Genomic DNA, 18,784 nt, shown 5'->3' on the forward strand with positions numbered 1-18,784 from the left:
GTCTCTCCTACTTCTGATAGACCGGGTTCCAGGCAAGCAGCCGCCTCTCCAGAACCCGGGCGATGACATCGGCAAGCTTGCCGAGCACGGCATAAATGACGAGGGCGAGCACGACGACGTCAGTCATCATGAATTCGCGGGCATTGTTGGCCATATGGCCGATACCAGACGATGCAGCAATCGATTCCGATACGATCAGCGTCAGCCACATGATGCCGAGCGCATATCTCAAGCCGACGAAGATCGACGGCAGCGCACCTGGAAAGATCACCTTGCGGAAAAGCGTCCAGTTGCCCATGCCATAGACCTTGCCCATCTCGATCAGATCGCGATCGACATTGCGCACCCCGTGATAGGTGTTGAGATAAACCGGGAAGAGCACGCCGAGCGAGGTCAGAAACAGCTTCGATTCCTCGCCGATCCCGAACCACAGGATGACGAGCGGGATCATCGCCAGATGCGGAATGGTGCGCAGCATCTGCAGCGTCGTATCCGTCAGCTGCTCGGAAATGCGCGATACCCCATTGGCGATGCCGAGCAGGAAGCCGATCGAGCCGCCGACGAGAAGACCGGTAAAGGCGCGGCCGGCGCTCACCAGCACGTCATTCGGCAACTGGCCGGAAACCGTCGTCGACCAGAAGGCGAGGCCGACATCGGCCGGCGACGGCATGATGCGCGACGAGATCCAGCCGACAGAGGAGGCAAGCTGCCAGAACGCCACGATCGCCACCGGCACCAGGTAAGGCGTCAGCTTCTCCAGGCCGGGCAGCGGCAGGCGCAGACCCGCCTTCCCGGCCTTTTCGGAAGCGACCGATCGTACGAACGGAGTATCGAAAGTCGACATGCTTTGTCCTCGCGTCTATCGAAAGCAGGATGGCGCAAGCCGTAAGCGGCTTGCGACGGTGTCACGCTCTGTTCGATCTCAGGAGCCGGAAACGACTTTCAGATTGCCGCCATGGCTGCCGCCTGCGAAGACCTGCTTGCGGCCGAACTCATTGTTGAAGCCCAGGCGCTGCTGCTCGCGGGTGATGCCGAGTTCAGGGAAAAGCAGCTCGGCGACGCGATAGGCCTCTTCGAGATGCGGATAGCCGGAGCCGATCACCGTATCGATGCCGATCTCCTGATACTCGCGAAGGCGCGCGGCCACCGTCTTCGGCGAGCCGACCAGCGCCGTGCCCGCGCCGGCGCGCACCAGGCCGACGCCGGCCCAGAGGTTCGGCGAGACTTCGAGCTTGTCGCGCCGGCCGCCGTGAAGGGCGGCCATGCGCTTCTGGCCGACCGAGTCGGACTCGTGGACGAAGCGCTCCTGCGCCTCGCGGATCGTATCGTCGTCGAGATGGCGGATCAGTCGCTCGGCCGCCTCCCATGCTTCATCATCGGTTTCGCGCACAATGAAGTGCAGACGAATGCCGAAGCTCACCTCACGGCCGCGCTCGCCGGCAGCCTTGCGCACCTTGGCGACCTTTTCGGCCACCTGCGCCGGCGGCTCGCCCCAGGTCAGATACTTGTCGACACGGCCGACGGAGAAATCGATACCCGCATCCGACGACCCGCCGAAATAGAGCGGTGGGCGCGGGTTCTGCACCGAGGGGAAGCCGAGGCGCGCATTGGTCGCCTTGATGTATTTGCCGTCGAAACTTGCCGTTCCCTTTTCCAGCAGTTCCTCGAAGACGGTGAAGAACTCCTCGGCATGGGCGTAGCGCTCGTCATGTTCGAGATGGATGCCATCGCCGGCAAGCTCCGCCGGGCTACCGCCGACGACGATGTTGAGCAGCAGGCGGCCGTTGGAGATGCGGTCGAGCGTCGTCGCAAGACGCGCGTAATAGGCAGGCGATGCCGTGCCGGGACGGATTGCCACCAGGAACTGCAGCTTCTCGGTCTTGGCGGCAAGGGCTGCTGCCGTCACGAAGGATTCTTCGCAAGCAACTCCGGTCGGCAGCAGCACGCCGGAATAGCCGAGCCGGTCGACGGCCTGGGCGATCTGCGTGAGATAGCCGATCTCGGGCGCGCGGTTGAGATCGGAGGAGCCGAGATAGGTGCCGTCGCCCGATGTCGGGATGAACCAGAGGAAATTGATGGGATTTGAGGTGGCGGTCATGGAAGACGGTCCTTTGCTGCGAATTCGAAAATCAACTCACGTGGTCAAGATGGCCCCTGGCCAGCGACAACACGCGCAAACCGTCTGCCTGCGCAGCGCCGCCACCGCGCGGATGCTCGGGAGGATCGCGGTGGTGGCGGAGAAGGCCGGGTGGCTGTCTGTGCGTGAGCATCTGAAATATTCCTGTCGATCGGGTGGATACGTTCCCGGCATCCACCCACGGATCGCGAGAATAGTGACATAGACCACTAATTAGATCGACAATATCAATTTGCTATTGTAGTCCATTTTGGAGAATATTTTTCCGGATCGGCGACATGGAGGCCCTCTTCATGCCGCCCCGCGAAAAACTTCGCCCCGGGCGAAAAATCAGCTCGCCTTAGGACGCCAGACGATATCGCCTGTCGTAAGCTTCTTCGGCAGGATGCCGAGCCCGTGGAACTCGTCGGCGAGCGCCTGCTGATAGGCGGCAGCGGCATCGGTGATGGTCGAGACGCTGCCGAGATCGGCGCCCTTGCGCGTCAATGTCGCGCGCGTCACCTCAGCCGGCACACCGGTGATTTCGGAAAGCTCCTTCACCGTCGCGTCGAGATTGCTTTGTGCCGACTTGCCGACCTTGGCAAGCTCATCGATCACGTCGACGATCACCTGCCCGTTCGCTTCGGTGAAATCACGGTTGGCGAGGAAGAAACTATAGGAGTCGACAATGCCTTCGGCGGTCGTCAGGATACGCGTCTCCGGATCGGCTTCGGCAATCGCCAGATAAGGATCCCAGATCGACCAGGCGTCGATACTGCCGTTCTTGAAGGCGGCGGCGGCATCCGGCGGCGAAAGGTCGACCTGCTCGACATCGTCGGGCTTCAGGCCCGCCCTACGCAGAACCTTGACAGTTACGTTGTGGGCGCTGGAGCCGCGCTTGAAGGCGACCTTCTTACCCTTGAGGTCTTCAAGCGTCTTGATGGGCGAATCCTTGCGCACGACGATGGCCGAGGCTGCCGGGCTGCCCTTGTAGAGACCGACATAATAGAGCTGCCCGCCGGCCGCCTGGGCAAACAGCGGCGGCACATCGCCGGTCGCGCCGAAATCGAGAGCGCCGGCGCCCAATGCTTCAAGAAGCGGTGGGCCGGAGGTGAATTCCGACCAACTGACGGTAATGCCGCGATCGGCAAGCCGCTTTTCAAGTGCGCTGCGACGCTTGGCGAGCGCCAGCACGCCGTTCTTTTGCCAACCAATGCGGAATTCGCTGGCGGCAGCGCGTGCCGGCCTGACAGCCGGCAGGATTGCCGTGGCCGCGGCTGCTGCGAAAAGCCCGAGCGTTTGTCGACGTGAAATCATGACTTTCCCCTTTTTGATGGTGCCGGGCCTGTTTTCGGCTGGTCGACCCTGTCAGTGATGAAGGCCATGATGATGAAATCTATAATTTATATCGACAATTTTATTTGCAAGTTTCCGCCTTTGCTGAAATTTTGCGGCCCGAAAATCGCCCTCAAGCGAAATTTTTTTCGCGCGCGGCTTATGCTTCCCTAACCGGGCTCACTCCCGACCTTCGGCGGCCAGCCGCTCCCGGATGAAGGTGGGGCCGCCGGCAAGACGCTTCGCAAGCAGGCTTGCAGGATCGACCATGCGCCAATAGGGCGTGACCGTCGAAACCGGCTCGCCCTTTTCCAGCGCGCCGAAGGACTGCTCAGCGATCGCGCGCAGATGCCGCTGCACGGTCACCGGGCAACAGGCGTCCGCTCCGTATTGGGCAGCGAGACGGCGGCGGAGGACGCCGCCGTCGGTGAGAATGCCTTCCGGTGCCGATCGTATCTGCTCTGCGACCATCTCTTGCGACGGAATGAGCATCGCCTGCATTCCGCTGCGGCCTTTGCGCCGCGGCTTGATCGTCGGAATTTCGCTCATGTCACCCCCGGAACATAATGCCTTCCCTCCAATCTAGAGCATGTCTCGCAAAAGTGTGCAGCGGTTTTGCGATAAAGACATGCGGAAAAGTAAAGACCTAACGCGTGGCAAGCGTATCTGAAAGATCGCGACGCGCTTTAGGGCTCGTCCGAAAGGCCGCCAGCCTCATATGCGTCAATCGGAAGGAAGTCCGCCTTCACGGGCTTTTCTGCTCCCGCCGTTTCGGTTAATCCTCGGACCTGCACTTGAGGAAAAGGATAGGACATATGGCTAAAGTCGCGTTCATCGGTCTCGGCGTCATGGGTTTCCCCATGGCTGGCCATCTGAAGACGAAGGGCGGCCACGATGTTACCGTCTACAACCGTACCGCCGAAAAGGCCGCCGCCTGGGCCGAGAAATTCTCCGGAAAATCTGCCCCCACCCCGGCCGAGGCCGCGGCCGGCGCCGATTTCGTCTTCGTCTGCGTCGGCAATGACGAAGATCTCCGCTCGGTGACATCGGGTGAGAACGGCGCCCTGCACGCCATGAAGCCGGGTTCGGTGTTGATCGACAACACCACCGCCAGCGCTGAGGTCGCCCGCGAACTTTATGCCGCGGCCAAGGAAAGAGGTGTCGATTTCATTGACGCTCCCGTCTCCGGCGGCCAGGCCGGCGCCGAAAACGGTGCCCTGACCGTCATGTGCGGCGGCGACGAGGCCGTCTTCGAACGCGCCAGGCCTGTCATCGACGCCTATGCCCGCATGGTTGGCCTGATGGGACCGGCGGGCTCGGGCCAGCTGACCAAGATGGTCAACCAGATCTGCATCGCCGGCCTCGTCCAGGGACTTGCCGAAGCGCTGCATTTCGGCAAGCGCGCCGGCCTCGATATCGAAAAGGTCGTCGAGGTGATTTCCAAGGGTGCGGCCGGTTCCTGGCAGATGGAAAACCGCCATAAGACCATGAACGCCGGCAAATATGATTTCGGCTTCGCGGTCGACTGGATGCGCAAGGATCTAGGCATCGTGCTCACCGAAGCCCGCCGCAATGGCGCCAAGCTGCCGGTCACCGCCGTCGTCGACCAGTTCTATGGCGACGTGCAGGCAATGGGCGGCAATCGCTGGGACACATCCTCGCTGCTCGCCCGCCTCGAGAAATGATCGGCCCCTCCTCCGAGGCGGCCGAATTGATCGCGCATCTCGAAACGCTGCGTTCGGAGGAGAATGTTGCCGGCATGGCGCGCTTCGGCATCGTCACCGATCGCGCCCTCGGTATCTCCAATCCCGATATCAAGGCGGTCGCCAGACTGGCGAAGAAGGATCATGTCAGGGCAATGCAGCTCTGGCGAAGCCATATCCGCGAAGCCCGCCTGCTTGCCCTCTACACAGCCGAGCCGAAGCGGTTGACGATGGAAGAAGCCCGAAATTGGGCAAATGATTTCAACTCCTGGGAGATCGTCGATTGCGCCGCCGATCTCTTCGTTGAAGCCCGGCTGGACGAGCTCATCTGGGATTTCGCCGCCGACGACCGTGAATTTATCAGGCGCACCGCCTTCGCCATGATTGCCGGTGCCGCCGTCCATCGGAAAAAGGAGTCCGACGCCACTCTCCTCACATGGATGCCGCTGATCGAGGCCCATGCCGGCGACCCGCGAAATTTCGTGCGCAAGGCGGTCAACTGGGCGCTGCGCAGCATCGGCAAGCGCAATCTCGCCTGCCATGCGCCGGCACTGGCACTCGCAAAGATCCTCGCGGAAAGCTCCGATAAAACAGCCCGCTGGATCGGCAAGGATGCCGCCAGGGAACTGGCCGGCGAAAAGCTATTGGCACGGTTGAGATAAGGCGGGATGCCGGCTCGAATAACTAAATCAATGCTGCCTGGACTTTTCGACCAGGAAATCGATCAGGACCCGCACCGCCGGCGGCATGCCCTTGGCCGTCGTGAAGACGATGTAGAACTGGCTCTCCTCCGACTGCCAGTCCGGCAGCACCCGCACCAGCTTGCCGGCCTGGAGATCGGCCTCGCAGGCACTTTCGAGCAGAAGCCCGAAGCCGAGGCCGGCACGGGCTGCGTCGAGGATGGCGGTCATACTGCGGCAGGTGAGCCGCGGCTGATGCCGAATCACCTGCTTGGCGTCATTTGGACCGACCAGTTCCCAGGTGTGGTACGACACCCATGACGTCATCGCCAGCGTCGGCAGGTCGGCGAGTTCGTCCACGCAATTCAAGTTGCCGGTACGCTCGATGAGCGACGGACTTGCGACCAGGATACGCCTGATGCGGTCGAGCTTGCGCATCGTCAGGCTCGTCTGCGTCTCCGGCTCGTTGGTCGCCCTCACCTCGAGGTCGATCCGTTCGTTGATGAGATCGGCGCGCCGGTCGGAGCCGATGATCTGCAGCTTGATCTTCGGATAACGTTCCAGGAATTCGGGCAGGATCTCCCCGACCGAGATGTCGACGAGGCCGAGCGGGCAGCCCATCCGCACCACACCTTGCGGGTCGGACTGAGCCTCGCTGACGATCGATTTGGCACGATCGGCCTCCTGCAGGATGGTCTGGCATCTTTCGTAGAAAGCCTGTCCGATTTCAGTCACCCGGAAGTGTCGGGTCGAGCGCTCTATGAGCCTTGCGCCAAGCCCTTCCTCAAGCCGGCTGACCCGCCTGCTGAGTTTCGAACGCGGTATTTTGAGATCGCGACTTGCAGAAGCGAAACCGCCGCTGGAGACGACAGCGGCGAAATAATAGTAGTCGTTGAGATCGTCCATAAGAACAAGCTATCCGAGAGTAGGAATGAATGCCGCCCCCCAGCAAGGGTTGTATCCTCTCTCCTAAAAAGCTGTGATCACATTGTCGGCATTGGATTTTCTTTTCGCGACTTGTTGCGGCAAAACCAGCCGACACCGAATAGGACAACGGACAACCAGCCGCCCGCACGACAATTCTACCGGTCGATCCAGCACGTTGAAAAAATTGAAAACGGGGTACCTCAAGAAACAAGGCTGGCAGGAAGCCGACATGTGATCGGCTCGCCAAAAGCCATCGTGATCGACGGCCTTGAAGACGGTACACCAGAAACACTGCAAGGACGGCCCGGCAGGGAAGACCGGACCCGTCCCCGTAGCTGATCGGAGGTCACTCGGATCAGAAACTGATTGAAGTGCCCCCGATCCGAAGACCGGGAGCATCCACCAAGTGGATTAGAACGAACGCTGCAGGCGGAAGAAGCCCGAAGTGGAGTCGTCACCATCATCCGGATCGAGATACGATACGGTAGCCTTGGCGTAGAAGTTGTCGACGATCTGGTAATCAACCGTCAGACCGACCTTCCAGGCATCGCCGAGACCGTCGAAGTCATCCGGAACGACAGTGCCGCCGCCGAAGTAGTTGCCGTAGTACTGGACGGCCGGGGTGATCTTGAGCTTGTCGGTTGCCTTGATAGCGTATTCAGCAGCAACAGCCCATTCAGCTGCGGAGTAGTAGGAGTTCGGGCCGGTGGAGTACACGCCGGCGAGGCCGAGCGTACCGGGACCGATGTCAACCGTACCCATTGCACGGATAGCGCCGTCTTCGTTGTCGACGTCATAGCCACCGGTGATCTGGTAGCTGAACGCACCGGCAGTGCCGCCAACGCCGAAGGCAACGCCAACGTTGTTGGCTTCTTCGCCGAGCTTGTAAACGCCGTCTTCCAGTTCATCGACGCTGAGGCCAGCGTAGAAGGTGCCGCTTTCATACTGATAGCGGAGGGAGTTGTGCAGCGTTACGACCGAACCGATGTCGTCGGTTTCACCGGAGAGACCATCGTCCCACCAGCTGTAGAACAGACCGGCGCGGAAGCCGGCGACGTCGAGGTAAGCGGAGTCGAGAATGGCATCCTGATCGGTGGCGTTGTCAGCATTGAACTGCATGACGATGACGCCGGTCAGCGGACCATACTCGGTGTCGCTCTTGGCCGTGAACTGAACCTGACCGCGAGTTACTGCATCCCAATCAGAATCGTTGTCACCACCTGGCTGGTCGCCAACGTTGACCTGGAAACGGATGTAGCCTTCGATCTTGAGGCAGGTTTCGGTGCCCGGGATGTAGAAGTAGCCGGTGCCGTAAGCGTCGCAGACGCGAACATATTCAACCGGTTCCGGCTCGGCAGCAACGATAGCGTCAGCTGCAAGAACCGGCGTCGATGCTGCAAATGCTGCTGCTGATGCAAGCAAAACCATTCTGATGTTCATTTACCAATCCATTCCTTTGTCGATCGGAGCTGGCTTCAGATCGGGGAGTCGATTTGAAGCCGGCCCAGTTTGAACAGCCATCTCGGCGTGCGGATCGATCGAACCGCCAAACCGTCATCACATACGAGGCCCTATCAAGCAATTCACGATACTCGCCGGATGGGTCCCTTGAGACACTTTCACCGGCAACGTGATTTTTATACAACAATTTCAAATACTTATATGAAAGAAGCACCAAAAGGCTCCGCGACGGAAATCCTCCATCGCAAGCCGCAAACGCTATACCCCCATTGTTAAATTCTCCACCGTCCAACCCCCGTCGAACATACTGGTGAAGCGCATAAATTCTACCGCCGGCTAACAAGCACAAACAAGGTGACGGTCTAGAACATGATGTTCTGAATTCGATACCAATGAGACAATATTATGACATATCGCCATTGGCTACATCGACCGTATCCCCGGAATCCTTACCAGGCTATTCACTTTTCCAGGAATTTGGGGCCGATTTGAGCGTCTTTTCGCTATTTTTGAGGCTTTTTTGTAATCGCCGCCGGATATGCCAAAACCCGGTCTTTGCCGAACCGGCATTTCCGCGCGCGGCCAGGGTATCACATCTCGCCTCCAACGGGCATATCGCCGGTCAGACTGACGCCTGGTCCCAGTCCTCGTTGGATTTTGCAAGATTGCGTGCGGTCATCGCCGCACGCTGGACTCAATCCTCGTTGGATTTGGCATTGTCGAGAATCATGTAGTCGAGCGGCAGTTGCGTCGAATACTTGATCTGCTCCATCGCAAAGGCGGAGGAAACGTCGCGAATCTCGATCTTGGCGATCATCCGCTTATAAAAAGCGTCATAGGCGGCAATATCGGGCACGACGACTCGCAGGAGATAATCGACATCGCCACTCATCCGGTAGAATTCAACCACTTCGGGGAATTCGGCGACCACCTCGGAAAAGCGGCGCAACCACTCAATCGAATGGGTGGCAGTGCGAATCGACACGAAGACGGTGACCTTGGTGTTGACCTTCTCCGGATCGAGGATGGCGACTCGGCGCTTGATGACGCCGTCTTCTTCCATTTTCTGGATTCGCCGCCAGCACGGCGTCGTCGAAAGCCCCACTTTCTTGGCGAGATCGGCAACGGCAAGCGTCGAATCTTCTTGCAGAAGACGCAGTATTTTTCGGTCGAGGCGATCCATGCGCACAACAGTCCTTTCGAATTATTTTCTTTGTATAACTCGATTCCGCGCAACGAAAAGAATTTTGTTTCAGGAAAGCAGCATTTTTGTCCGATCCTGCAAGACCGGGAGCAATTCTTGCTCGAACCAGGGATTGCGCTTCAGCCAGCCGCTGTTGCGCCAGCTCGGATGCGGAAGCGGTAGCACCGCCGGCGATCGGCCGGACAGAAGACTGTCGCGCCACGCTCGCACCGTCTCGGTCATATTGTCCCGCCTTTCGTCAACCATATGCCAGGCCTGCGCATATTGACCGATGACCAGCACCAGTTCGATCTGCGGCATGGCCGAAATCACTCTTTGCCGCCAGAACGGCGCGCATTCGCGCCGCGGCGGCAGATCCGCACCCTTGTCGTCGTAGCCAGGAAAGCAGAAGCCCATCGGCACGATGGCGAAGCGGTCCCGGTCGTAGAAGCTTGCCCTGTCAACGCCGAGCCATGACCGCAGCCGGTCTCCCGATGCATCGTCGAACGGCAGGCCGCTCTCATGCACCCGAAGCCCGGGCGCCTGCCCGGCAATCAGGATGCGCGCGCTCGATGAGATCACCGCCACCGGCCGCGGCTCGTGCGGCAGCCGGTATTCGAGGCCTTTCGCCGGTGCGTCTCGACAGATGCGACAGGAGGCGATCTCCTGCCGCAGCGTCTCCAGCATGGCTTCGTCGCTCATGGCTTTACTCCCATCCGACGATCTGCCCGATGAAGCGCAGGGCGCCGTCGAAAACGGAAGTCTGGCGCGCATGATCGCGCACATCGCGCGGCCGTTCGAAAGTCCCGGCCCAGAGACCCGCCTTCTGAGCCTTGGCCTCGGCCTCCTCCTTGCCATAATCGCCATAAGAGATGGCCATGCCCCGGCCCACCATGGCGGCATTGATGTCGCCGCCTGCCCCGCTCCGGCAGACGACGAGCAGCCTTTCGTAGCGGTCGCGCCGGCTGCCCTGACAAAGCGTTCCCGATACCAGCACCATCTCCTGCAGCGCCGCACGCGCCGCCCGCCCGCAGGCCCAGGCTTTCCCCGCCCGCTCGCAGCTCTGGTTGAGCTCCGGCGCATCGATGCCGTCGAGGCGCAAACGCTCGTCTCCCAATGCCAAGCTGTCGCCGTCGGCAGCATGGAAGGCGCCTGCATGCTCGATTTTTGCTGCATCGTTGAGCTTGGCGGTGATCAGCGCCACGAGCGCCAGCAGGGCAAAAGCAGTCACGCCGTCGCGAATCAGGCGCAGGCCCCGTGTCACGCTTTTGCCTCCTTAAAAAACAAATCCTTGGCAAAGATGGCAAACATCTTCTTAAGAATTGCCGGTTAAGCTCTTATCCACCCTGGGATGAAGTTTCAACGTGCACATGAGTACCGGCGTAAGCACATCGACCGACAAGATCATCGTCGACAGGTCGCGCAGCCACCGCAACAAGGCCGTTTCCAAGGCCGTGCGGCAGACACGCGAACGTCTTCAGTCCGGTCATGCGTCCAATTCCTCCTTCGATCGTGACGTGCTCAACATGTATGTGGCGTCGGTGCTGCAGGGCGCAACGATCATGCCGCTCTTCGTCGTCATCATCACCGCGCTTGGCGTCTACTTCACCCAGAACACGCAATTGCTCTTCTGGGCGCTGCTGACACTCACCTGTCACGCCGGCAATATCCTGCTTGCAAGGCGCGCGCGCCGGCAGGAGATCACCTCCGAGAGCGCCCGCAAATGGCGCCGCCTGCTGCTTCTCGGCCAGTTCCTGCTCGGCTGCTGCTGGGCCGTCTTCGCGCTGCAGGGGTGCGACACCTGCGAGCCATCGAGCTTCATTCTTTATAAGGGCGCCACGCTGCTGATCGCGCTCTCCGTCACGGCGATGTCGAACTTCATGCTGACGCCCGCCGTGCTCGCCGCCTTCTCGCCGGCGGTCCTGGCGCTTGCCGCCAAGAGCGGCCTGTCGCGCGACCTCCTCGAAATCAGCCTGACGGGGCTCTTCACCACCACCCTCGTCTTCTTCAATTATATCAGCGACCGGCTCTTCAAGTCGAACCTCAGGATCCTTTCCTACCAATCGGAGAAGGACGACCTGATCGCTGAGCTGGAGGTGGCGAAATCGATGTCGGACGAGGCTCGCCGCCGCGCCGAAGAGGCAAATCTCGCCAAGTCGCGCTTCCTTGCCTCCATGTCGCACGAGCTCAGGACCCCGCTCAACGCCATCCTCGGCTTTTCCGAGGTGATGACGGCCGAAGTCATGGGGCCGCTCGCCAATCCGACCTACAAGGAATATGCCGGCGACATCCACCGCTCCGGCCAGCATCTGCTCGATCTCATCAACGAGATCCTCGACCTCTCCCGCATCGAGGCCGGAAAGTACGAGCTGAGCGAGGAGGCGATCTCGCTTCTCGATATCACCGAAGATTGCATCGGCATGGTCCAGCTGCGCGCACGCGCCAAGAACATTGCCATTTCGGACCAATTCGAGCGGCAGCTTCCGGCCATCTGGGCCGATGAAAAGTCGATGCGCCAGGTGGTGCTCAACCTTCTCTCCAATGCCGTCAAGTTCACGCCGCAGGGCGGCGAAATCCACGTCAAGGTCGGCTGGACGGCCGGCGGTGGACAATACATCTCGATCAAGGACAACGGCCCCGGCATTCCGGAAGAAGAGATTCCGGTCGTTCTGTCGGCTTTCGGCCAGGGCTCGATCGCCATCAAGAGCGCCGAACAGGGTACCGGCCTCGGCCTGCCGATCGTCCAGGCGATCCTTGCCAAGCATGACGGTCAGTTCCTGCTGAAATCGAAGCTGCGCGAGGGCACCGAGGTCATCGCCATCCTGCCCGCCAAGCGCGTGCTCCAGAGCCTGCCGGCAGTCGAGGAAGCGCAGGCCGTCGCGCGCAAGCGCAAGAGTTTTGCCTGATTCAGCGAAAGCATGATGCCGAAAAGTGTGAGCGGTTGTCGGGCGACATCATGCTCCAATTTTTGACTTGGATCCGGATGACTTCAGGCCGATCCAGCGTGAAATCATCCGGATCCAAAGAACAGGTGCTTGGCTAGGACGAAGCCGAGATAGAGGCAGCAGGCGGCGATCATGCAGGTCACCGCGAAGGAGCCGAGATCCTTGGCATGTTTACCGACGATCGAAATCTCCGGCGAAATCCGATCGATCACCTCTTCGACGGCGGTATTCATCGCCTCCATCGAAAAGAGCCCGAGAAACAAGAGCACCGCGACGACAATCTCGCCGGCACTTGCACCGACGAGCGCTAGTGCCGCGATCGAAACGACGAAGAAACCGAGCTCCTGACGGAAGGCCGCCTCTTTCAACACCCGCAGGAAGCCCGCCCAGGAATAGCTGGCGGCGGCGATGAAATGCCGAATTCCGGTCTCTTTCGTCACCACAGGCTTCGTCAAGATGCCCTCTCCTCTTGCCGTTGCATCACAGACCGGGAAGGGCTTTGCCGTCCCCTTCGATGAGCGAATACGCAAATACCGAATCCATTTGAACGGCGCAAGCGAACGCGTGCGGATCGGCGGCGCTGACCGCAGCCTCAATGTTTGTTGGTCACACCTGCCTGGGCGAAGGTCGCCATGCCGGAATGGCAGGCAGCGGCCGCCTTGACGATGCCGGCGGCCAGCGCCGCACCGGTGCCTTCGCCGAGCCGCATGCCAAGCGCCAGAAGCGGCGTCTTGCCGAGCATCTCGATTGCGCGCAGATGTCCGGGCTCGCCGGAGACGTGGCCGATCAGGCAATGATCGAGTGCCGACGGATTGGCGGCTTTCAGGATCGCCGCCGCTGCGGTCGCGACATAACCGTCGATCAGAACCGGGATGCGCTCCATGCGGGCGGCAAGGATGGCGCCGGCCATCGCCGCGATCTCGCGGCCGCCAAGCCGGCGCATGATCTCGAGCGGATCGTCGAGATGGTCTGCATGCAGCGCCACCGCCCTTTCCACCGCCGCGATCTTGCGCTCCAGCATCTCGCCCTCCGAACCGGTGCCCGGCCCTACCCAGTCACGAGCCGAGCCGCCATAAAGCGCATAGTTGATCGCCGCCGCAATCGTCGTATTGCCGATGCCCATCTCGCCGATGCAAAGCAGGTCGGTGCCGCCGGCGATCGCTTCCATGCCGAAGGCCATGGTTGCTGCGCAATCGCGCTCGGAAAGGGCTGCCTCCTCGGTGATATCGCCGGTGGGATAATCGAGCGCCAGATCGAAGACTTTCAGCCCGAGATCATAGGCGACACAGATCTGGTTGATCGCAGCACCGCCGGCTGCAAAGTTCTCGACCATCTGTTGCGTCACCGCAGGCGGAAAGGGCGTGATGCCTTGCCTGGTGACACCGTGATTGCCGGCAAAGATCGCCACCAGCGGCCGGTTGACGGCAGGTGTACGGCCCGTCCAGGCAGCAAGCCAGAAAGCGATTTCCTCGAGCCGTCCGAGCGCGCCCGGCGGCTTGGTTAGCTGCGCGTCGCGTTCACGCGCGGTCACCAGCGCGCGGGCATCCGGCCCCGGCAGGTCGCGGAGAAGGGTACGGAAATCGTCGAACGGCAGGCCTGAAACGCTCATCTGTGCGGTTTTCCTATAAATCCGGGTATTCTTGTTTTTTCCACGCAAATCAGCTTCTTTGCGGATGGCAACTCTCTTAAAGCGGGCGGACGAAGCGAACAACTCCAAAAGCGCCGCCGCGACCATAAGCCGAGACCACAAGCCGAAACCTCTGGCAGAACGAAGCAGAATGAAGATTAAGGACTATGCGGTCGATACCGCCCGCGCCGTCGCCTTCCTCAGCCGCATTCCCATGCCGCAATCGCTGTTCAAAGGCTATGACGGCAGGCTCGGCCGGCTGGTGCGCGCCTTTCCTTTTGCCGGCATCGTCATCGGTCTCGTCCCCGCACTCGCCCTCCTCCTCCTTTTGGGGCTGCGTGCGGACCCGCTGATGGCAGCCCTGATCGCGCTTTCCGTCCAGGTCCTCGTCACCGGCGCGCTGCACGAGGACGGCCTGGCCGATACGGCCGATGGCATCGGCGGCGGCAAGAGCCGCGAACAGAGCCTTCTCATCATGAAAGACAGCCGGATCGGCACCTATGGCGCGATAGCGCTGATTCTCTCCTTCGCGATCCGCGCAGCCGCGCTTGCTGTGATCGCCCGCCATTCCGCGCCGCTCACTGCAGCCCTCGCCATTCCCGCCGTCGCGGCTCTCAGCCGCGGCGCCATCGCCTGGCACTGGCAACGGTTGGCACCGGCAAAGGCCGATGGCGTGGCCGCCTCGACGGGCCAGCCGGACGAGGCGGCGATGCAGTTTGCGCTCGCCTCAGCCGGCCTCGTCGCAGCGCTTCTGATCTGGCCGGCATTCGGCCTGCGGCCGCTGGTTGCAAGCCTGCTCGCCACCGGCATCGCAGGGCTCGCCTTCACCGATTTCATCCGCCGCAAACTTGCCGGACACACCGGCGATACGCTGGGCGCGACGCAGCAAATTTGCGAGATCGCCACTCTTTGCGCCCTTGCCACGGCTCTTTGAAACTCCGATATATCCTTCATGCAAACGCCCTGCATTCACCTCTGCTCCCTGGAGCCCACCACCGGATTTTGCGCCGGCTGCGGCCGGACTCTTCAGGAAATCGGCAACTGGACGAGCTATTCCGACACCGAGCGGCAACGGATCATGGCGCTGCTGCCGGCAAGGCTTGCAGGCGCTACCACGCTGTCGAACCATATGAAAATGAGCCTCGCTGGCGGGCCGGAGCGGGTTTTATGATCCGTTTGACCGTCTTCCTCGTCGTGATAGGCATCGGCCTTGCCGTACTGATCGTCAACAATGACAGCAGCCGCATCCTTGGCCTGCAGAGTGATGACTTCGGCCGCGTCGTCTACCTGCTGCCGATCGCGCTGATGTTGTCGGCCGGCATCTGGGCGAGCCGGCGCAGTGTCGGCGAAACGATGCGCCAGATGATGATCTGGCTGGTCATCATCCTGGCGCTCGTGACCGTCTATCTCTATCGCCAGGAAGCGCTCGGCGTCGGCAACAGGCTGCTCGCCGGCCTGGTTCCCGGCCGCGCCGTCGTCGTCACGACAAGCGAGGGCGGCCGGGAGATCATCCTGCACAAGCTGCTGAACGGCCATTTCGAAGCTGATGTCTCGGTCAATGGCCAGACGGTCGAGATGCTTGTCGATACCGGCGCCAGCATAGTGGCGCTGTCGCACGACGATGCCGAACGGATCGGTATCGACCTCTCCCGCCTCACCTATTCCATGACGATCATGACCGCCAATGGCCGCGGCCGCGCAGCACCCGTGACGCTCGATCAGGTGGCGATCGGGCCTATCGTCCGCAACAATGTCGCAGCCAGCGTCGCAGAGGACGGCCGGCTCGACCAGAGCCTGCTCGGCATGAGCTTCCTGGAAACGCTGGGCTCGCTCCAGATGCAGACCGACGAACTCCGCATGCGTGATTAAGCCTCGCAGAGCTCATGATCCGCTGCCACTGCGGGCGTCTTTACGGCAGCGGTCGGATCTGTCACCTTCAGGCGCAATGGCAAGACCACAAAGAACAAAAAGAAACTCCTAGTCTGGTGGCACCGCATGTTTGACCGGCCCTCGCCTCACGCGAGGCCTTGACCCGTGGGTGCGACAGGAGCTTCGCAATGAATTCACTCTGGCCGATCGTCATCGGCGGCGTTCTGCCCGCCCTCTTCTGGGGCATCACCGCCATCTTCCAGAAACAGAGCGCCACATCGGCCACCGGCTCCGCCGTCTATCTGATCGCCTTCGGCGCTGCCTGCGCGCTTGCCGGCATGATTGCCGCCCTGATCTGGCGCCCTGCCCCCTGGACCGCCGAAGGTCTCGGTTTTGCTGCCACCGCCGGCGCCTGCTTCGCCATCGGCACCGGCCTGATCAGCTTTGCGCTTTTCACTTATGGTGTCCCGGTCTCGAAGCTCGCCCCAATCTGGAGCTGCAACGTGCTGGTGACGCTGGCAATCGGCGCCGTCTTTCTCGGCGAAGCCTCCGAACTCGACATAATAAAGCTCGCCGCCGGCACCCTCCTCATCATCTCGGGCGCCGTTCTCGTCAGCAGCGCCTGACGGGAAACGGGGCAACACGCTCAGTACGAGATGAGCACTTCGCCTATCTCCGGCCGTTGCCTTATAACCAGCGACGTCGCGACACCGAAATCTGGCTCGCCGGACAAGATATCGACAGTAGCACGCCGACCGAAGAACGCCATCCGTGATCGCAAATTCGGAAGGAACAAGGATTGGGCGAGCAATAAATGCTCAATTCACCATGCGCCTCTGAGCCCGAAAACACTGTAGTTGCAAGGTCAATGCCGAGACCGTCATGCTTGGCGAGACTGCAGGTGTCGTCCGGAAGGCATGACACCTCGGCAGAGAAAGGCTCCTTTCCCTCGACCACCACAGCAAAGGTAACCTTGATGGGATGGACGGCCTCCTGCGACGGGCTTTGCTGCGGTACTAGGTAATAGATGGATGCGATTGCGAGACATCCAAGCACATTGCTGCTGACCATCAGATTGCCCCATGACCGATGACGTCTTGCTGAGCAATCTTTCATGTTGAAATTGCGGCACTTCCTGAGGGCCGGATCAGTTGCGCAACCGGTAGCCGGTCTTGAAGATCCAGGCGAGTGTTCCCAGGCAGATCACCAGAAACATCGTGATCATTGCCAGGCTGATCGCCGGGTTGACGTCGGCGATCCCGTAAAAACTCCAGCGGAAGCCGCTGACGAGATAGAGCACCGGGTTGAGGTGGCTGACTGCCTGCCAGAAGGGCGGCAGCATGCTGACGGAGTAGAAGCTCCCACCGAGGAAGGTCAGCGGCGGCACGACCAGCATGGGAATGAGATTCAGCTGTTCGAAATTGCCGGCCCAGATACCGATCATGAAGCCGAAGAGGCTGAAGGTGATCGCCGTCAGCAAGAAGAACAGGATCATCATGAAGGGATGCTCGATCCTGACGTCAACGAAGAGATTGGCGGTCAGGAGAATGATGAAGCCAATGATCATTCCCTTGGTCGCCGCCGCCCCGACATAACCGAGCAGGATCTCCGTCATCGCCACCGGCGCGGAAAGCACCTCGTAGATCGTGCCGGTGAATTTCGGGAAATAGATGCCAAAGGAGCCATTGCTGATGCACTGGCCGAGCAGTGTCAGCATGATCAGGCCGGGCGTGATGAAGGCGCCGTAGGACACGCCCTCCACCTCCTGGATGCGCGAGCCGACTGCGGCGCCGAAAACGATGAAATAGAGCGAAGTCGAGATGACGGGCGAGATGACGCTCTGCAGCAGCGTGCGGCGCGTGCGCGCCATCTCGAAGAAATAGATCGATTTGACGGCCTCGACGTTCATTTATCCGCTCCCACCAGCGCCACGAAGATGTCCTCGAGCGAGCTTTGCCGCGTCGAGAGATCCTTGAAATGGATATTGTTCTCGCCGAGCCGGGTCAGCAGTGCCGCAATGCTTTCCTGTTCGTTGCCAGCGTCGAAATCATAGGTCAGCCGGTTGCCGTCCGCTTCCAACGTCAGCCCGTTGCCGGCAAAACAATCCGGCAGGCGGCTCAGCGGTTCGGTGAGATCGAGAATGAGCTGCTTGCGGCCGAGCTTGGCCATCAGTGCCGCCTTATCCTCGACGAGCAGCAACTCGCCACCGTTGATGACGCCGACACGGTCGGCGATTTCCTCGGCCTCTTCGATATAATGGGTGGTCAGGATGATGGTGACGCCCGAGGCTCGAAGCTCTTCGACGACATGCCACATGTCCTTGCGCAGCGTCACATCGACGCCGGCAGTCGGCTCGTCGAGGAAAAGGATATCCGGCTCATGCGAGAGCGCCTTGGCGATCAGCACCCGCCGCTTCATCCCGCCAGAGAGCTGGCGCAGCATATTGTCCTTCTTGTCCCAGAGCGAGAGCGCGCGCAGCACCTTCTCAATATGCGCTGGATTGGCTTTCTTGCCGTGCAGCCCGCGCGAAAAGCTGACTGTATTGAACACCGTCTCGAACTGATCGGTAGTGAGCTCCTGCGGCACCAGCCCAATCATCCCGCGGGTGGCGCGGAAATCCTTCACGACGTCGTGGCCGGCGACCAGCACCCGGCCGCCGCTCGGATTGGCGATGCCGCAGATGATCGAGATCAGCGTCGTCTTGCCCGCGCCGTTTGGCCCGAGCAGCGCCAGGATCTCACCCTTTTCGACGTCGAGATTGATGCCCTTCAGGGCCTCGAACCCATTGGCATAGGTCTTGGTGAGGTTCTGAACGGAAATGATGGGGGCCATGCGGGACTCTTGCGGATTCTCGGAAGTTACTTCGGCCGCTATATAGTCCCTTTGTAACGCTTTAACATCCTTAAGCGCATGAACACTGCATTCGCGCGCTGTTAAC

General features: G+C 60.7%; 20 protein-coding genes. 7 read left to right on the forward strand and 13 right to left on the reverse strand.

The genetic code is table 11. From position 1 onward, the window contains the following. Positions 1–7 precede the first annotated feature (7 nt). The 4 genes from ssuC to OIU37_RS04365 form a co-directional block, all read right to left on the reverse strand. Positions 8–844 (reverse strand): aliphatic sulfonate ABC transporter permease SsuC, encoded by an 837-nt coding sequence (ssuC, locus tag OIU37_RS04350; protein WP_240603107.1) that lies wholly within the window; start codon positions 842–844, stop codon positions 8–10. Between the two features lie 78 nt (positions 845–922). Next, complete coding sequence (gene ssuD / locus OIU37_RS04355) at positions 923–2,098, reverse strand: FMNH2-dependent alkanesulfonate monooxygenase (protein ID WP_171602745.1); 1,176 nt, start codon at positions 2,096–2,098, stop codon at positions 923–925. A gap of 369 nt (positions 2,099–2,467) precedes the next feature. Then, entirely contained in the window at positions 2,468–3,433 is a 966-nt protein-coding gene (locus OIU37_RS04360) for an aliphatic sulfonate ABC transporter substrate-binding protein (protein WP_240603106.1), read from the reverse strand. Positions 3,434–3,631: 198 nt separating this feature from the next. Beyond that, positions 3,632–4,000 carry a hypothetical protein gene (locus OIU37_RS04365; RefSeq protein WP_182210082.1) on the reverse strand — a complete coding sequence of 123 codons (369 nt, stop codon included), beginning with the start codon at positions 3,998–4,000 and terminating at the stop codon, positions 3,632–3,634. A 266-nt stretch (positions 4,001–4,266) separates the two neighbouring features. Here OIU37_RS04365 and OIU37_RS04370 point away from each other — a divergent pair, with 266 nt between their 5' ends. Further along, entirely contained in the window at positions 4,267–5,136 is an 870-nt protein-coding gene (locus tag OIU37_RS04370; RefSeq protein WP_182210083.1) for an NAD(P)-dependent oxidoreductase, read from the forward strand. Next, on the forward strand, positions 5,133–5,816 hold the full coding sequence (locus OIU37_RS04375; RefSeq protein WP_264255932.1) for a DNA alkylation repair protein: 684 nt from the start codon (positions 5,133–5,135) through the stop codon (positions 5,814–5,816). The genes OIU37_RS04370 and OIU37_RS04375 overlap by 4 nt, the downstream gene beginning before the upstream one ends. Before the next feature lie 27 nt (positions 5,817–5,843). Here the strand turns inward: OIU37_RS04375 and OIU37_RS04380 are convergent, their stop codons facing one another. From OIU37_RS04380 to OIU37_RS04400, 5 genes are all read right to left on the reverse strand, one after another. After that, positions 5,844–6,740: a LysR substrate-binding domain-containing protein gene (locus OIU37_RS04380; protein WP_180694909.1), complete on the reverse strand. Its 897-nt coding sequence runs from the start codon at positions 6,738–6,740 to the stop codon at positions 5,844–5,846. A gap of 432 nt (positions 6,741–7,172) precedes the next feature. Continuing rightward, entirely contained in the window at positions 7,173–8,201 is a 1,029-nt protein-coding gene (locus tag OIU37_RS04385) for a porin (RefSeq protein WP_171602750.1), read from the reverse strand. A gap of 715 nt (positions 8,202–8,916) precedes the next feature. Beyond that, the gene (locus OIU37_RS04390; RefSeq protein ID WP_003540387.1) at positions 8,917–9,405 is read right to left on the reverse strand and encodes an Lrp/AsnC family transcriptional regulator; all 489 of its coding nucleotides are present in this window, start codon (positions 9,403–9,405) and stop codon (positions 8,917–8,919) included. Positions 9,406–9,474: 69 nt separating this feature from the next. Next, positions 9,475–10,107 carry a uracil-DNA glycosylase family protein gene (locus tag OIU37_RS04395; protein ID WP_264255993.1) on the reverse strand — a complete coding sequence of 211 codons (633 nt, stop codon included), beginning with the start codon at positions 10,105–10,107 and terminating at the stop codon, positions 9,475–9,477. Between the two features lie 4 nt (positions 10,108–10,111). Further along, positions 10,112–10,669, reverse strand: a complete 558-nt coding sequence (locus tag OIU37_RS04400) for a thermonuclease family protein (RefSeq protein ID WP_264255995.1) — start codon at positions 10,667–10,669, stop codon at positions 10,112–10,114. Positions 10,670–10,775: 106 nt separating this feature from the next. Here OIU37_RS04400 and OIU37_RS04405 point away from each other — a divergent pair, with 106 nt between their 5' ends. Beyond that, positions 10,776–12,311, forward strand: a complete 1,536-nt coding sequence (locus OIU37_RS04405; protein WP_180695442.1) for a HAMP domain-containing sensor histidine kinase — start codon at positions 10,776–10,778, stop codon at positions 12,309–12,311. Between the two features lie 104 nt (positions 12,312–12,415). Here the strand turns inward: OIU37_RS04405 and OIU37_RS04410 are convergent, their stop codons facing one another. Continuing rightward, the gene (locus tag OIU37_RS04410; RefSeq protein WP_264255998.1) at positions 12,416–12,805 is read right to left on the reverse strand and encodes a diacylglycerol kinase; all 390 of its coding nucleotides are present in this window, start codon (positions 12,803–12,805) and stop codon (positions 12,416–12,418) included. Positions 12,806–12,942: 137 nt separating this feature from the next. Further along, positions 12,943–13,959: a nicotinate-nucleotide--dimethylbenzimidazole phosphoribosyltransferase gene (gene cobT / locus OIU37_RS04415; protein ID WP_264256000.1), complete on the reverse strand. Its 1,017-nt coding sequence runs from the start codon at positions 13,957–13,959 to the stop codon at positions 12,943–12,945. A 169-nt stretch (positions 13,960–14,128) separates the two neighbouring features. Between cobT and OIU37_RS04420 the strand changes: the two genes are divergently transcribed. The 4 genes from OIU37_RS04420 to OIU37_RS04435 all read left to right on the forward strand — a co-directional run bounded on the left by OIU37_RS04420 (position 14,129) and on the right by OIU37_RS04435 (position 16,472). Continuing rightward, positions 14,129–14,911 (forward strand): adenosylcobinamide-GDP ribazoletransferase, encoded by a 783-nt coding sequence (locus OIU37_RS04420; protein ID WP_264256002.1) that lies wholly within the window; start codon positions 14,129–14,131, stop codon positions 14,909–14,911. Positions 14,912–14,929: 18 nt separating this feature from the next. Beyond that, the gene (locus tag OIU37_RS04425; RefSeq protein WP_171602757.1) at positions 14,930–15,148 is read left to right on the forward strand and encodes a DUF1289 domain-containing protein; all 219 of its coding nucleotides are present in this window, start codon (positions 14,930–14,932) and stop codon (positions 15,146–15,148) included. Continuing rightward, a complete protein-coding gene (locus OIU37_RS04430; protein WP_264256004.1) occupies positions 15,145–15,846 on the forward strand; it encodes a TIGR02281 family clan AA aspartic protease in 702 nt (233 codons plus the stop codon). The genes OIU37_RS04425 and OIU37_RS04430 overlap by 4 nt, the downstream gene beginning before the upstream one ends. A gap of 188 nt (positions 15,847–16,034) precedes the next feature. Next, positions 16,035–16,472, forward strand: coding sequence for an EamA family transporter (locus tag OIU37_RS04435; RefSeq protein ID WP_168313748.1), 438 nt, complete (start codon positions 16,035–16,037; stop codon positions 16,470–16,472). 521 nt (positions 16,473–16,993) lie between these two features. Here the strand turns inward: OIU37_RS04435 and OIU37_RS04440 are convergent. Continuing rightward, the gene (locus tag OIU37_RS04440; protein ID WP_017964635.1) at positions 16,994–17,755 is read right to left on the reverse strand and encodes an ABC transporter permease; all 762 of its coding nucleotides are present in this window, start codon (positions 17,753–17,755) and stop codon (positions 16,994–16,996) included. Then, positions 17,752–18,678: an ABC transporter ATP-binding protein gene (locus tag OIU37_RS04445; protein ID WP_171602762.1), complete on the reverse strand. Its 927-nt coding sequence runs from the start codon at positions 18,676–18,678 to the stop codon at positions 17,752–17,754. Before OIU37_RS04445 ends, OIU37_RS04440 begins: the two co-directional genes overlap by 4 nt. Positions 18,679–18,784 lie beyond the last annotated feature (106 nt).

The organism is Rhizobium sp. BT-226 (assembly GCF_025847085.2).
GTDB classification, from domain to species: Bacteria; Pseudomonadota; Alphaproteobacteria; order Rhizobiales; family Rhizobiaceae; genus Rhizobium; species Rhizobium sophorae.